Below are 15,336 nucleotides of genomic sequence, written 5' to 3' on the forward strand. Positions count from 1 at the left end.
GCTTTACGTCGCGCCTGCCAGCCCCTACCTCGCCCCCCATGCCGATGGAGGAGCTTCCCGATCTCGCCGGTCTCAGCCTAGCCGAGATCGCCACCCTGGTCGAACAACGGCGCCTGCCGCCGGTCGAACAGTGGAACCCCGCACATTGCGGCGACAGCGAGATGCGCATCGCGCGCGACGGCACCTGGTTTCATCAGGGGTCGCCGATCGGCCGCCAGACGATGGTGCGCCTGTTTTCCACCATCCTGCGCCGCGAAGACGATGGCCGGTACGTGCTCGTCACGCCGGTCGAGAAGCTCGACATTGCGGTCGAGGACGCCCCCTTCGTCGCGGTCGAAATGAAGGCCGACGGCAACGGCCCCGACAGTCGCCTCGCCTTCCGGCTGAACACTGGCGATCTCGTAAAGGCCGGCCCGGACCATCCGCTGCGCTTCGCCACGAGCGAGGACGGCCCGCGCCCCTACCTCCACGTCCGCGGCGGACTGGAGGCGCTCGTCGCGCGGCCGGTCTATTACGACCTCGCCGAGCGCGCGCTTGCTGACCCGGAACGCCCTGGCGTCTGGAGCGATGGCGCCTTCTTCCCGCTGGACATGACCGCGTGAGCCTCGCCGCGCGGCTGGCTGCCGCCCTCGACACGGGGCGGGCCGCGCAGCCTGCGCTGCTGACGGGCGATCATCGCGATCTCGAAACGCGCAGCGACGCCGATCTGACGCCCGCCGCGGTCCTGATCGCGGTGACCGACCGCCCCCGCCCCGGCGTGATCCTCACCCAGCGCACCGACACGCTCCGCAATCACGCAGGCCAGGTCGCCTTCCCCGGCGGCCGCCTCGATCCGGGCGAAGACCCGGTGACCGCCGCGCTGCGCGAGGCGGAAGAGGAGGTCGCGCTGCCCCGCGGCCTCGTTCACGTCGTCGGCAGCATCGCGCCCTATCGCACCGTCACCGGCTTCGCCGTCACGCCAGTGCTCGGCGTCGTCCCCGCCGACGTGCCGCTGGTGCCGAGCGAGGCGGAGGTCGCCAGCGTCTTCGAAGTCCCGCTCCATCATCTGCTCGACCCGGCGCAGCAGGTGGAGGCGAGCGCCGAATGGCGCGGACAGACGCGGCATTTTTACGAAATCCGCTGGCAGGATCGCCGGATCTGGGGCGCGACCGCAGCGATGCTGGTCAATCTGTCACGGCAGCTCGCATGGGCGTGACCCTGAACCTCGACCGGCTTGCGGCGCGCGAAGGCTTTGCGGCGCTGATCGAGGCGTTGGGCGGTCCGGACCAGACCCGGCTCGTCGGCGGCGTGGTGCGCGATACGCTATTGGGACTCGACCCTGCCGACGTCGATCTCGCGACGCGGCTGTTGCCCGACGATGTGCTTGCCCGCCTGAAGGCCGCCGGTATCCGCGCCGTCCCCACCGGCATCGCCCATGGCACCGTCACCGCCGTCCTCCCGTCCGGCCCGATCGAGGTGACGACGCTGCGTCATGACGTCAGCACCGACGGGCGCCACGCGGTCGTCGCGTTCACGGACGCGTGGGACGAAGATGCCGCACGCCGCGACTTCACGATGAACGCACTCTACGCCGATCCCGTTACGGGCGCAGTGTTCGATTCGGTCGGCGGCCTCGCCGATCTGGAGGCTCGCGTCGTGCGCTTCATCGGCGATCCCTATCGCCGCATCGCCGAGGATCATCTGCGCATCCTGCGCTTCTTCCGCTTCCACGCCCGCTTCGGCGACACGCCCGACGCGGAGGGCCTTGCGGCCTGCAGCGCCCGCGCCAACGACCTGATGGCGTTGTCGCGCGAACGGATCGCGTCCGAACTGCTCAAGCTGCTCGTTGCGGCGCAGGCGGTGCGCGTCGTCGCGCTCATGATCGACCACGGCATCTTCCGCGCGGTCCTGCCCGAGATCGTCGATGCCGCGCCGCTTGCCGAACTGGCGGAGCGCGAGGCGGCGGCTGGCATCGCGCCTGATGCGATCCGCCGACTGGCGACGCTGATCCCGCCCGCCGCGGCGGAAAGCGTCGGCGCGCGCCTCAAGCTGTCGAACGCCGACCGCAAGCGCCTTTGCGCGGCAACGCAGGGTCCGGGCGACGAAGGGCCCCGCGCGCTCGCCTATCGCGTCGGCATGGCGAGCGCGATCGACCGCCTGTTGCTGGCCGGCGAAGACGTGTCGGCGTTGCACGAGTGGACGTCACCCGCTTTGCCGATCGGTGGCGGTGCGTTGGTGGCACGGGGGCTGTCGAAAGGACCGCAGGTCGCCGCAGTCTTGCGCGCCATCGAAACGCGCTGGATCGCCGAGGGCTTTCCCCCAGCCGATCGCGTCGATCAGATCGCCGATGCGGCGGTCGAGGACGCCCTCGCCGCCCGGATCGTCGACAGCGCATCGACGGCCTCGAGCGGACGCGCGTAAAGATAACCCTGGCCATAGGTGCAACCCAGCGCCGCGAGCGTCTGCGCCAGATCGTTGCTCTCGATGCCCTCCGCGGTCGTGCGCATGCCGAGCGCCTGCGCCAGGCTGAGCACAGCGCGGACGATCGCGATCTTGTCGCGGTCGGTCAGCATGCCCGTCACGAAGCTGCGGTCGATCTTCAAAATGTCGATCGGCAGCTTCTGGAGGTAGGCGAGGTTCGAATAGCCCGTGCCGAAATCGTCCATCGCCAGCGTACACCCGAGCGATTTCAGCGCGTGCATGATCCCCGCGATACGATCGGGATCGCTGACGATCGCGCTCTCGGTCAGTTCCAGCACGAGGCGGTCGCCCGTCAGATCGTGGCGGATCAACGCCGCCTCGACGACAGGAGCGATATCGTCGCGCTGCATCTGGATCGCCGACAGGTTGACCGCGAGGCGCATGCCGCACGAGCCGCCGCATTCCTCGTCCCACCAGCGCAGCGTGCGCGCCGCTTCCTCGATCGCCCAGCGCCCCAGCGGCACGATCAGCCCCGATTCCTCGGCGACCGGGATGAAGGCACCCGGATCATGCTCGACGCCGTGCGGGTCGCGCCAGCGCGCCAGCGCCTCGAACGAGACGATCGCACCGCTCGACAGGTCGCAGATCGGCTGGAAGGCGAGGCGTAGCTGGCGCTCCTCGATCGCGCGACGCAGCGCGGTCTCCATCGCGAACTGCTCGCGTGCCTGCGTAAAGGCCTGGGTCTGATAGCTTTCGACCTGCAACCCCGACTTGGCGCGCTTGGCGGCGAATTGCGCGTTGCGGATCAGCTCCTCGGCATCTTCGACGCTCTCGTCGGCATGCGCGATGCCGACCGAACATTCGATGCCGATCTCGTAATCGCTCAGGCGGAACGGCGCCGTCAGCACGCGCTGGATACGCTCTGCGAGCCAGGTCGCCTCCGCCTGATCGTCGTCGATCCCCATCAGGATCCCGAATTCGTCGCCACCGATCCGCGCCAGCACGTCACGCGCGCGCAGCGCCCCCTTGATCCGGCGCGCAACGGTAATGAGCAGCTCATCACCGGCAAGGCCGCCAAGGCACGCATTCAGCCGCCCGAATCGGTCCAGGTCGATGACCAGCACCGCACACCGCCCCTGATCCTTCTGCGCCGTCTCGATCGCATCGCCGAACCCTTCGCGATTGGGCAGGCCGGTCAGGCTATCCGTGGTCATCTCACGGCGTAGCGAGCGTTCGGTGTGGACCTGCGCCGTCAGGTCGATGAAGGAAATCTGGCATCGATCGCGCAGCGCCGGCGTCGGCCGTGCGAAGGTCACGCGGTAATAGCGCGAATCGATCACCTGCCCGATCGACCAGTCGAAATCGGTGCGCATCTCGGTCGATCGAAGGAACGCGTCGATCCGACTCGCCAGCAGCGCGAGCATCGGCGACCGATCCGCCACCACGCCCAGTCCCGCGAGTCGGTAGGCCCGGTTCATCGAGAGGAAGCCAAAGGCATCGCCCTCGCGCGCCACCTGCACCGCGGGGATCGGAATCAGCTCGAGATCCCGCTCGAGCATCTCCTGCGCGGCGGAAAACGGGGGCACCAGATCGGACGAGGCGGTAGCCATAGTCCCGTCCATAACCGGCGTTCGTTAAAGCGATCTGAAAGTCGGCCAGACGTTTACGCGGCCCCCGCCCGATCGGGCGAGGGCCGCGCACGCCGTTTACAGGTGGATCGCCGCGCCGAACAGGAACGAGCGTCCCGCCAGCGCGTCATAATACACGTTCGCCGCCGAAGACCCGCCCGTCGTTGCCGCCGCCGCATAGGGAATATTGCGATCGGTGACGTTGTTGACGTTGATGCGGAAATCGAAGCGCGGCGTGGCGTGGATCACGACGCCCGTATTCCACATCACATAGCTGCCCACCCCCATCACGTCGCGCGTTCCGGGCTGCTCGGTCGGATCGAACACGGCCGGTCCGGTGTACAGGATCTGGTTGAACCAGGCTACGTTGCCGCTGTCGAGCGTCGCGTTCAGGTTGGCCCGGTCGACGAAATTGCCGAGGCTCAGCTGCCCGCGTTCGTTCTGGATACCGCTGTCGGCGCTGATGACGGCATATTGCTTGATGACGTGCTGATAGCTCGCCTGCACCGTCAGCCGACCGATCGAACCCGGCAGCGTCATCGGATAGGCCAGGGTCGCCTCGATCGCCCGGAACACCAGCGCGCCCTGGTTGACGTACGGCTCCTGCAGCGCCGTCACCTGCCCCAGATTGTCCGGACCGGTGCCGCGGGTGATCAGCCCACAGTAGAAGTTGTTCGGATAGCTGGTCGAGTCGTAGCACCCCTTCAACACCGACGTCGCCGACGAGGCGGTGATGACGTTGCGCAGATCGATGCTGATATAATCCGCCGACAGCGTCAGCCCGTGCAGGAAAGCGGGATCGAATACGCCGCCGACGGTCCAGGACGACGACTTTTCGTTCTGCAGGTTGCGGTTGCCAATAATCGTGACCGGCACGGTCGCCGAATTGATCAGCGAGCTGAAGTTCGCCGGAACGCCCGCCGCCGCGCAGTTCTTCGCCCGCACTGCCGGATTGGGTCCGGCGCTCACATTGCTCTGATCGCACGGATCGTAGCCGCCGTCATAGGCAGGCTGGTTCGCCGCGAACAGCTCGGTGATCGACGGTGCCCGGATCGCGCGAGTGTAATTGCCGCGGATCGCGAAGCCTGCCACCGGCGCCCAGCGTCCGCCCGCCGTCCAGGTGAAGGCACCACCATTGGCCGAATTGTGGACGTAGCGGCCCGCCGCATTCACCTCCAACTCATGGACCAGCGGGATATGCTGGTTCGGCCCGATCAGCGGCGCGCGCATTTCCCCGAACACCTCGTTGGTGACGTAGCTGCCTTCGACACCTAGGATCGGGATCGAACGGCCCAGCGCCTGCGTGTAATAGGCATCCGGCGAGAAGCGCGAATATTCGCGCCGGTTCTCATACCCTACCGACACGCCCAGATCGCCCCCGGGCAGCGTCGCCAGCGCCCCCGTCAGCGTCGCCAGGAAGTCGCGCTGGCTGGTGATCGATTGAGTCCGTGCCATCGTCGTCACGTAATCGCGGGCGGCCTGCGTCGGCGCTCCGTTACCGAACAGATTGAGCGGTGCGCAGGTCTGCGAAATCGTGCCGTTATATTGCGGCGTGTTGGGCGGCGCCGTGGGATCATTGGGATCGGGATTGAACGCCGCGCAGACGATATTGCCATTGGCATCGGTGCCCACGTTCAGCGCGCGGCGCAGATTCGGCTCGACCAGGCTGGGGATCAGCGACGTGCCGCTCGTCCGCCCGTAATTGGCCGAGGCATCCCAGGTCCATTTGTGGCCCAGCGCCTGGAAGTCGCCGGTGAAGCCGCCGACGAAGCGGTACATGTCCTGCTCCAGCCGCGACACGCCGGTGACGAGGTCCGTATTTGCCCGGCCCAGATAGAAGACGTCGTTGTCGCTCGCCGGCAGGCCGTTCGCCAGCAGGTTCTGGACGATGATCGCCTTGGCCTGCGGGTTCAGGAAGGGGTTGCCCACCTTCATGATGTAGTTGCCGTTGATGTCGAAGGCGCCCGGTGCCGCCTGGCGGAAGAAGGCGGTGTTATAGACCGGCTGGCCGGCGAGGTTGGTCGCGTTGCTGCGCGAATACCAAGCCTCACCATAGGCCTTCACCGAGTCGGTCAGCTGGTAGTTGAGCAGCGCCGTCGCGTTGAAGCGATTGTCGTTGACGCGCAGATTGGTGATGTTCGCCATGTCGAGCGCATCGCCGCCGAGGAACGTCGTCGGATCGGTCGTCACCTGCCCGGTGTTGAACGGCACCAGCGTGCCGTCGGGCGCGAAGCGCAGCAGGTTGCCGTTGGCGTCTGTGATGCTGCGCGTCTTCCCCAGCGTACCGCGATCGAGGAAATAGGGATTGCCGCCCGGCTCACCCAGGAAGGTGCGCACGTTCTGCACGAGCACCTTCTGATAGGGCGCATTCGCCAGCGGCTGTGTCGGATTGCTCGGATCGAACGGCGTAATGAAGCCCGACTGCTGGGCGATCACGCTGCGCTGGCTGCCAAGCAGGCCGTCGTCGTGATTATATTCCGCATCGACGGTGATGTTGCCGCGACCGCCCGCGAAGTTCTTGCCGACCAGCGCACGGACGCGCTGGTTGCCGAGGTCACCGCGCTGGCTGATCCCCGCCTGCCCGTCGAGGTCGATGCCTTCGTAATCGTGCTTCAGGATGATGTTGACCGTACCGGCGATCGCGTCCGAACCATAGATGGGGGCGCCGCCGATCGACACGGTGTCGACGCGCTCGATGAGTTTGGTCGGGATCGTGTTCAGGTCGACCTGCCCGCCGCCGCCCGCCGACGAAAAGACGGTCGAGGCATTCGCACCAACGAAGCGCCGGCCGTTGACCAGCGTCAGCGTGCGCTGCGAGCCCAGGCCGTACAGGTTGACGAAGCTCTGGCCGACGCCGAACCCGTTGCCTTGGTTGCCCAGCGACGAGCTGTCCGGCACCGCAAAACCCGGCAGCTGGTTGATCGCATCGGCGACATTGGCATAGCCGCGATCGTCGAGCAGCTTCGAATCGATGACGTTGGTCGGCTGGGCATTGTCGATCGAGGGGCGCCGAATGCGCGATCCGGTGACGACGATGTCGTCACTTTTTGCGCCGGAGGACGTCGGCGTGGGCGCCGCCTGCGCAGGCGTGGAGGCGGTGGCATCGGTGGTCTGGGCCAGGGCAGGCGTGGCGATCATCGCAGCGGAGATCAGGCACGCCGACAGGCTCGTGGTGGAGAGCAGGGTTTTGGTGAACACGACAGGATCCCTTTTGTTTTCCTGACGCGAGCGCTGTCACAGCGCTGTAACATCGCTCAAATTACAAATTTTTCACTAGATGACGAGCAGATTACGTCAGTGTTGCAGTCCATTATTATGCCTGAAAAACCCACCGACTTTCAACGCCTTACCTTGCTCGAATGGAAGTGCTATTTTTAGCACAGTCCTTTTATTTGCCGGTAATGACAGCAGCGCTTCCACTGTTCATCAATCGTTCAGCGGAATGAGCGGGGTTCGCCTCATCAACTCCGTCATTGCGAGCGCAGCGAAGCAATCCAGAGCAGGACCAAGACGCCTTAGATGGCTTCGCTACGCTGCAATGACGATACGGTGGGGGAACGCCCCCTTCAGCCCCCGAAGCGATTGTCGCGGGGGAAGCCGGTCGGCGGTGTCCGCCCCGCGGCACCGCGCGCGGTGCGCCACAGCGACAGGTCGCTTTCCGTCCGGGTGCGTCCCGTGTCGCCGCCCATCGGCCAGCTCATGCCCTCGGCGAAGACGAAGGTCGTCGCGTCGGACAGGCTGCCTTCGCGGAAGCGCTGGATCTGCACCCCCTGCCCGCGCGTCATCACCGGCAGCTCGGCGATCGGGAAGACCAGGAACTTCCGGTTGTCGCCGATCGCCGCGATGTAATCCGCGTTGGGCACCACCGGCCGCACGACCAGCAGTTTCTGCCCGACGCGCGGCGTCATCACTGTCTTGCCCTTGCGCGTCTCGGCGATCACGTCCGCCACCGGCACGCGGAAGCCGCGCCCGTCGGTCGCCGCGATCAGCAATTGCTCCTGCGCGCGCGCATTGAGGAAGGCCGCCACGCCGACCGACCCGTCGAGGTCGATCATCGCGCGCACCGGCTCGCCGAAGCCGCGACCGCCCGGCAATTTGTCGGCCGCCAGCGTGTAGAACCGCCCATTCTCCGCCGCGAGCAACAATTTGTCCGTCGTCTGCGCGTGGAAGGCGAAGGCGGGGCCGTCCCCTTCCTTGAACTTCAGCGTATCTGAGGCGGCAAGGTCGACATGTCCCTTCATCGCGCGGATCCAGCCGCGCTGCGACAGGATGACGGTGATCGGCTCACGCTCGATCATCGCTTCCAGCGGGATGTCACGCGTCGGCGCCGCTTCCTCGATGCCCGTCCGCCGCGCGCCCAGCGCCGTATCCGGGCCGTAGCGATCGCGGATCTTCTTCAGGTCGCGCTTCATCCGCCGCTTCTGCTTGGCGGGATCGGCGAGCAGCCCTTCCAGCTCGGCCCGCTCCTTGTCGAGCTTGTCGCGCTCGCCGCGGATTTCGAACTCCTCCAGCCGCCGCAGACTGCGCAGCCGCATGTTGAGGATCGCCTCGGCCTGCCGGTCGGTCAGGCTGAATTCCGCGATCATCACCTGTTTCGGCTCGTCCTCGGTGCGGATGATCTCGATCACCCGGTCGAGGTTGAGATAGGCGATCAGATAGCCGTCAAGCAGTTCGATCCGGTCGGCGATCTTGCCCAGCCGATGCCGCGTGCGCCGATCGAGCACGACGAACTGATGCTCCACCCACGCCTTCAGCGCCCCGCCCAGCGACATGACGCGCGGCGTCCGCTCCTTGTCGAGCACGTTGAGATTGAGGCTGATGCGCGTTTCGAGGTCCGAAAAGCGGAACAGCCCGTCCATCAGCACCTGCGGGTCGACGGTGCGGCTGCGCGGCTCGAGCACGACGCGGATCTCGGCATCCGATTCGTCGCGCACGTCGGCCAGGATCGGGAATTTCTTGTCGTTGATCAGACCGGCGATCTGTTCGATCAACTTGCCCTTCTGCACGCCATAAGGGATCTGGCTGACGACGATCTGCCAGCCGCCGCCCTTCTCGCGCTCGATGTCCCAGCGCGCACGGACACGGAAACTGCCGCGTCCCGTGGCGTAGCTCTCCGCGATCACCGCTGGCGGATCGACGACGATGCCGCCGGTCGGAAAGTCCGGCCCCTTCACATAGTCGAGCACCGCGGCGTCGGGGCAATCGGGCTTGTCGACCAGCATCATGGCCGCATCCAGCAGCTCGGCGGCGTTGTGCGGCGGGATGCTGGTCGCCATGCCGACCGCGATCCCGGCGGCGCCATTGGCGAGCAGATTGGGGAACAGGCCCGGAAACAGTTCGGGCTCCTGCTCCTCGCCATTATAGGTCGGGCGATAGGCGACGGCGTCTTCGTCCAGCCCGTCCATCAGGTCGATCGCGACCTGCGTCAGCCGCGCCTCGGTGTATCGATAGGCGGCGGCGTTATCGCCATCGATGTTGCCGAAATTGCCCTGCCCGTCGACCAAAGGATACCGCAGCGCGAAATCCTGGGCGAGGCGGACCATCGCGTCATAGACCGACTGGTCGCCGTGCGGGTGATACTTGCCGATCACGTCGCCGACGACGCGCGCGCATTTCTTATAGCCTTGCGCGGGATCGAGCTTCAGCAGCCGCATCGCCCACAGCAACCGCCGATGCACCGGCTTCAGGCCGTCGCGCACGTCGGGCAGCGAGCGCGCGGTGATCGTCGACAGCGCATAGACGAGGTAGCGGTCCGACAGCGCGGTATCGAAGGGCGCGTCGAGCACGCCCACCGGAGAGTCCTGAAAATCGGTGGCCATATCGGGAACGATAGCAGGGGACGGCCCACGATCCAACCGGATCGGCAGGGCGGGTGGCGCGGAGGCAAGTGATGCGGTAGCGCCCGGTCGATGCCAGCTTCCTACGATGCCGCCCTCACCTGGCCCGACCTGACCGACCGCCCGCGCCAGACGCCTGATGCGACAATCCCTTACGGCGCGGACTCGCTGCAGGTGATCGACCTGTGGCGCCCCGCCGCGGACGGTCCACATCCCGTCGTCCTGATGGTTCATGGCGGCTGCTGGCAGACGGAGATCGCCGACCGTCGCCTGATGGACTGGGTCGCCGCCGACCTGCGCGAGGCGGGCGTCGCGGTGTGGAACATCGACTATCGCGGCGTCGATCGCGAGGGCGGCGGTTATCCCGGCACGTTCCGCGACGTTGCCGCCGCCGCCGACCAACTGCGCGAGGAGGCGCGGGCCCATGCGCTCGACCTCACCCGCATGATCGCGGTCGGCCATTCGGCTGGCGGCCACCTCGCGCTCTGGCTCGCCGCGCGGCACCGCCTGCCGGCAGACAGCCCGCTTTCCAGCACCGATCCGCTGCCGATCGCAAAGGTCATCAGCCTCGGCGGCCTGCCCGACCTCGCCGCCGTCGCCGCCAGCCCGGATAACGGCTGCGGCACGGACGTCATCGCGCAACTGGTCGGTAACCGCCCGCACCCGTTCGCCGATACGTCGATCCCCCCGCTGCTGCCGATCGGCGTGCGGCAAATCCTCGTCAACGGGCGCGAGGACGTGATCGTCCCCTATCGCCTCGCCACCGACTATGTGGCGCAGGCGCAAGCCGCGGGCGACCCCGTCGACCTCCACACCATCCCCGACACCGGGCATGTCGCGCTGATCGCCCCCGGCACCGCTGCCTGGGCCGCCACCCGCGCGCTCATCCTCGCCGCCCTCGCAAAGGAACCCGCATGACCCGCGACCAGGCCCGCGCCCTCGACGCCGCCGATCCGCTCGCCCGCTACCGCGACGCCTTCGCGCTGCCGGAGGGCGTGATCTACCTCGACGGCAATTCGCTTGGCGTTCTGCCCCGCGCCGTCACTCCCGCGCTCGCCGACACAGTGCAGCGGCAATGGGGCGAACGGCTGATCCGCAGCTGGAACGAGGGCTGGATCGACGCGCCGCAGCGCCTCGGTGGCCTGATCGCCCCGCTGATCGGCGCACAGCCGCACGAGGTGATCGTCGGCGACACCACCTCGACCCACCTGTTCAAGGCGATCGTCGCCGCGCTGCGCCACGATCCCAAGCGCCGCACCGTGGTGAGCGAAGCCGGTAACTTCCCCACCGACCTGCATATCGCCGAAGGCGCGGTCGGCTGCGTCGCCGGCGCGCGCCTCAAGGTGGTGGCGCGTGACCAGCTTGCCGACGCGCTCGACGACGATACCGCGCTGCTCCTCCTCACCCACGTCCACTACAAGACCGCCGATCGCTTCGACCTCGGCGACTGGACCGCGCGCGCCCATGCCGCCGGCGCGCTGATGCTCTGGGACTTCAGCCACAGCGTCGGCGCCGTCCCGCTCGACGTCACCGCCGCGCATGTCGACCTCGCGGTCGGCTGCACCTACAAATATCTGAACGGCGGCCCCGGTGCCCCCGCCTTCCTCTACGTCGCCGAGCGCCTGCAGGCCGCGCTCGCCAACCCGGTCAGCGGCTGGATGGGCCATGCCGAGCCCTTCGCCTTCCAAGACGCCTATCGCCCGGCCGAGGGGATGCGCCGCTGGCTGGTCGGCACGCCCTCGATCCTCGCCATGGCCAGCCTGGAGGCCGCGCTCGGCCTATGGGCCGACATCGACCAGCAGGCGGTCGCAGCGAAGAGCGCCGCGCTGTTCGACATCCTCCACGCCGCCGGCACCGCCGCAGGCCTGGAATGCGTCAGCCTTACCGACCCGGCGAAACGCGGCAGTCACATCAGCTTCCGTGCGCCCCACGCCTACGAACTGACGCAGGCGCTGATCGCCCGCGGCGTCATCGGCGACTTCCGCGCACCCGACGTGCTGCGGCTAGGCCTGACGCCGCTATACCTCAGCCACGAAGACGTGTGGCAGGCCGGCGAAACCCTCGCCCAGGTGATCGCCGACGAAAGCTGGCGCGACCCCGCCTATGCGACGCGAAACGTCGTGACCTAATGCCCCGTCGCGTGCGCATCGTTGCGCACTTCGGCGAGCGGGACCGCCCCGCCCGCCTTGGGCGACGTCACGATGCGCACGACGTAGCGATCCTTTGCCGCGGGATCGGGCATGACGCCGATCGTCCCGCCGCCCACCGAGAACAGACGCTCGTCAGGCTGGCTGCCGCGCAGGATATCGCCGAATACATAGCCCCATTGATTGACGACGACGTCGCCGATCGTGATCTGCGCCTTGACCCGCGCGATCTTACCCAGGTTCTGGATGAAATATCGGACATGCGCCGTGCCACCCAGGTCGAAGTCGCCCGGCGCGATCTCCCCGCCGCCATGCAGATCGTGGTCGAAGACGAAGGCAGATGTCATCATCAGACTGTCGTTCGCGCTCGAGCCGAGCCCCGGATCAAACATGCACACCGCATCCCGGCGCGGCTTGTCGGGTTTGCGGGTGACCGCGCACCAAACGAGATGCAGCTGTCCGCTGGGCGTCATCATCGGCACGCCATAGGCCGGTGCCCCGGCAGGCGCGACAACGTCCTTCCCACGTAACAGCGGGGTCACCAGATGGCCCTGATAGCCATAGGCGATGTCCCCCTCGACGAAGGGCTCGTCGCGACCGACACGCTGCCGGATCGTCGGGTCCCCGGCAAAAGCGAAGGGCAGCGTATCCGGCACGATCGTGGTCGGTTTGGATCCGGGCACGGGTATGTCCCGCGCTTCGGCGCCGCAGACGAGGCTGAGCACCAACCCGACACTCACGATCGCGCGCCACGATCCGGATACCATCGTCCCCTCCCCTGCCTTCGGCATCAGAGGTAACCCGCGCTGCCATCGGCGGCAAGCGGACCGCATGGGGGCCGGCCTGCGCCGCTCAATCCTCGCCAAACAGCTCGCGTTGCGCCTTGTCGAGCTCCTCGGCATAGCGGCGGCGCACATACGGTTCGGAGAGGATGCCGAGCACCCGCGCCTCCTCGCCCACCACCGCCAGCTCGTCCGCGCCTGCCGCGTCGAACGCCGCCATCACCGCCTTGATGTCCGCGTCGGGTGGCAAGGCGAGGTCGCGATGGATCGCGAGACTGCCGACGGGTGCGTCGACCGCCGCCTCCTCGCCATAGGCGCGCGCGGTCTGCACGATCCCGGCGTAGCGATCGTCGGCATCGGCCAGTACGACGCGACTGGTCGACCCGAGCGGAAACGTCCGCCGGAACTCGGCAACGCTGATATCTGCCGGTGTCGCCCGCTCCACGCGGCGCATCATCCGCCCTGCGGTCAGCGTCCGCATCCAGCCGACATCGCGCGCGCTCTTGATCGTCTCGCCACGCAAATGCAGCCGCCAGGTCGAGAAGGAATAGCCGAACGTCTCGCGCACGATCGTCGAGGCGACGAGCACCGCGGCCAGGCTCGCCGCGGCAAGCGGCACGTCATGCGTCGCCTCCAGCACCAGCATCGCCATCGTCATCGGCCCGCCCACCACGGCTACGGCGAGCGCCGCCATGCCGACGAGCGCGGCATTCTGCGGATCGACCACCGCCTGCCCCGCCGCGAGCGCCAGCAGTCCGGCAAACAGATGCCCCAGCAGACTGCCGAGGAACAGCGACGCGAAGAACAAGCCGCCGCGAAAGCCGAAGCCCAGCGACACGATCGAGCCTGCGCATTTCATCACGAATACCGCCGCGATGAAGGTCAGCGGCAAACCATATTCCAGGTCGAGGTGCAGCGCGCCATGCCCCGCCGACAGCACCTGCGGCGTCAGCAGCGCGAGCGGGATCAGCAGCACTCCGCCCAATACCGGTCGCCACGCCGACGGGATCGGCAGCCGCCGGGTCAGCGCCTCCATCTCGGCGACGCTGCGCATCAGCGCGACGCCGACCAGCGCGGCGATCGCGCCCAGTCCGGCGTAGATCAAGTAATGATGCGTCGCCACCGCCTCGCCCGCGCTGGCGCTGACCAGATAGGGTTGCGCGCCGAACGCCTGCGCCACGAGCACGCCCGACAACGATGCCGCCGCGACCGGCGCGATGGCGGCGGGCGTATAAGCCCCGATCACGATCTCGAACGCATAGAAGGCGCCCGCCAGCGGTGCCCCGAACGCGCCAGCAATCGCAGCGCCCGTCCCCGCGCCCACCAGCACGCGCAGGTCGCCGCGCCGCAGGCGCAGCCGCATGCCGGCGATCGATGCCATCACCGCGCCCAGCTGCGCATAGGCCGCCTCCAGCCCCACCGAGGCGCCGAAGCCGTTGGACAGGATCGTCTGTCCCGAGATGACGAGGCTATCGGTCAACGACATCCGCCCGCCATGCAGCGCATTCGCCTCGACCGCGTCGATCATCCGTCGGGTCCGCGCGCGCGTCATCCAGGAAAAGCCGACGAGCGCCAGGCCGCCCATCGGCAGCGCCAGCAGCGCGAGCGGCGCCAGATGCTCCGCCGCGCTCAGCCGCCCGCCGTTCGGCAGCGCGAACAGCCAATGCTGCAACGTCCGCGCGATCGCGCCCTGTACGACGCTGAGCAGTCCGGCGACACCGCCGACCACGACCGCCAGCCCGATCAGCACCGCCTCGCTCGCGCGCGCCCGCCGCCGCACCCAGGACGACACGCTGCGCACCAGCGTCATCAGTCGTTGACGTTCGGAAAGGCGAAGCCGCGCAGATTGATCGTCAGCTGCATCGTCAGCGCATGGTCCATCTGCGCCCGCGCGTTGGTGCGTCCGGGGCGAAACTGGTTGAGATAGCCGACGTCCATACTCATCCGCTTGCCGATCGGCACCACGACGCCGGCGATATTGCGCATGCGCTCATACCCGCTGCGCTGTCCCCAGCCGGTGGAATTGGGCAGGTAGAAGCTTTCGTGGCTGACGAACAGCGCCCAGCCCTTGGGGCGCAACTTGTGATTGTAGCGCACCAGCGGCCGGATGCGGATGCCGACGCCGGGCCCGCGCGGGTTGAAGCGTTCGTCGACCCGGAACCGCGTCACCACCGGTCCGAACGTGCCCACCACCTGCTGGCGGATGCGATCCTCGTTCGCGCCGGTGTTGCCGTTATGCGCACCGACCTTGCGGTAGCCGAAGCCGAGTTCGAGCTGCTTCGTCACCTTCAGCCCCAGCAGCGCGCCGAACTCGGTCTGATACAGTCCATCCTGACGATCGCTGAACCGGGCAATCTGCTCCAGCGTCACGCGCAGTTCGTCGGTCAGCGGCACGTTGGTGTTCACCTGCGTCCACAGCTGCGCATCCTGCTGCTGCGCGGCCGCGGGACTGGCGGCGGCCAGGTACGCACAGGCCGTCACGACATACAATGATCGAAAGTGGACGCGCTGCGGCAACATCGGCGGCGCTTAGGCGATGATG

The 15,336-nt window shown here is 67.5% G+C and carries 11 protein-coding genes; 5 read left to right on the forward strand and 6 right to left on the reverse strand.

Going from position 1 to position 15,336, the window contains the following annotated elements; genetic code table 11:
- Positions 1-38 precede the first annotated feature (38 nt).
- Genes GGR47_RS14575 through GGR47_RS14585 form a run of 3 tightly spaced genes read left to right on the forward strand, consistent with a single transcriptional unit; the run spans position 39 to position 2,400 of the window.
- A complete protein-coding gene (locus GGR47_RS14575; RefSeq protein ID WP_167509746.1) occupies positions 39-602 on the forward strand; it encodes a DUF1285 domain-containing protein in 564 nt (187 codons plus the stop codon).
- Entirely contained in the window at positions 599-1,195 is a 597-nt protein-coding gene (locus tag GGR47_RS14580) for a CoA pyrophosphatase (RefSeq protein WP_147036366.1), read from the forward strand. The genes GGR47_RS14575 and GGR47_RS14580 overlap by 4 nt, the downstream gene beginning before the upstream one ends.
- On the forward strand, positions 1,186-2,400 hold the full coding sequence (locus GGR47_RS14585; protein WP_147036365.1) for a CCA tRNA nucleotidyltransferase: 1,215 nt from the start codon (positions 1,186-1,188) through the stop codon (positions 2,398-2,400). The genes GGR47_RS14580 and GGR47_RS14585 overlap by 10 nt, the downstream gene beginning before the upstream one ends.
- Here GGR47_RS14585 and GGR47_RS14590 read toward each other — a convergent pair.
- The 3 genes from GGR47_RS14590 to parC form a co-directional block, all read right to left on the reverse strand.
- Positions 2,316-4,010: a putative bifunctional diguanylate cyclase/phosphodiesterase gene (locus GGR47_RS14590; protein WP_147036364.1), complete on the reverse strand. Its 1,695-nt coding sequence runs from the start codon at positions 4,008-4,010 to the stop codon at positions 2,316-2,318. The genes GGR47_RS14585 and GGR47_RS14590 overlap by 85 nt on opposite strands.
- A 96-nt stretch (positions 4,011-4,106) precedes the next feature.
- Positions 4,107-7,226, reverse strand: coding sequence for a TonB-dependent receptor domain-containing protein (locus GGR47_RS14595; protein WP_147036363.1), 3,120 nt, complete (start codon positions 7,224-7,226; stop codon positions 4,107-4,109).
- Between the two features lie 368 nt (positions 7,227-7,594).
- Positions 7,595-9,847: a DNA topoisomerase IV subunit A gene (gene parC, locus GGR47_RS14600; protein WP_147036362.1), complete on the reverse strand. Its 2,253-nt coding sequence runs from the start codon at positions 9,845-9,847 to the stop codon at positions 7,595-7,597.
- A 90-nt stretch (positions 9,848-9,937) separates the two neighbouring features.
- On the opposite strand from parC, the gene GGR47_RS14605 reads away from it, so the two are divergent.
- Positions 9,938-10,783: an alpha/beta hydrolase gene (locus GGR47_RS14605; RefSeq protein ID WP_147036361.1), complete on the forward strand. Its 846-nt coding sequence runs from the start codon at positions 9,938-9,940 to the stop codon at positions 10,781-10,783.
- On the forward strand, positions 10,780-11,994 hold the full coding sequence (gene kynU, locus GGR47_RS14610) for a kynureninase (protein WP_147036360.1): 1,215 nt from the start codon (positions 10,780-10,782) through the stop codon (positions 11,992-11,994). The genes GGR47_RS14605 and kynU overlap by 4 nt, the downstream gene beginning before the upstream one ends.
- Here the strand turns inward: kynU and GGR47_RS14615 are convergent.
- From GGR47_RS14615 to GGR47_RS14625, 3 genes are all read right to left on the reverse strand, one after another.
- Positions 11,991-12,779: a hypothetical protein gene (locus GGR47_RS14615; RefSeq protein WP_147036359.1), complete on the reverse strand. Its 789-nt coding sequence runs from the start codon at positions 12,777-12,779 to the stop codon at positions 11,991-11,993. The genes kynU and GGR47_RS14615 overlap by 4 nt on opposite strands.
- Before the next feature lie 85 nt (positions 12,780-12,864).
- Complete coding sequence (locus GGR47_RS14620; RefSeq protein WP_147036358.1) at positions 12,865-14,604, reverse strand: chloride channel protein; 1,740 nt, start codon at positions 14,602-14,604, stop codon at positions 12,865-12,867.
- Positions 14,604-15,314: a DUF2490 domain-containing protein gene (locus GGR47_RS14625; protein ID WP_147036357.1), complete on the reverse strand. Its 711-nt coding sequence runs from the start codon at positions 15,312-15,314 to the stop codon at positions 14,604-14,606. The genes GGR47_RS14620 and GGR47_RS14625 overlap by 1 nt, the downstream gene beginning before the upstream one ends.
- Between the last annotated feature and the right edge of the window lie 22 nt (positions 15,315-15,336).

It is taken from the genome of Sphingomonas aquatilis, from assembly GCF_014196115.1.
In the GTDB taxonomy this organism is placed as follows: Bacteria; Pseudomonadota; Alphaproteobacteria; order Sphingomonadales; family Sphingomonadaceae; genus Sphingomonas; species Sphingomonas aquatilis.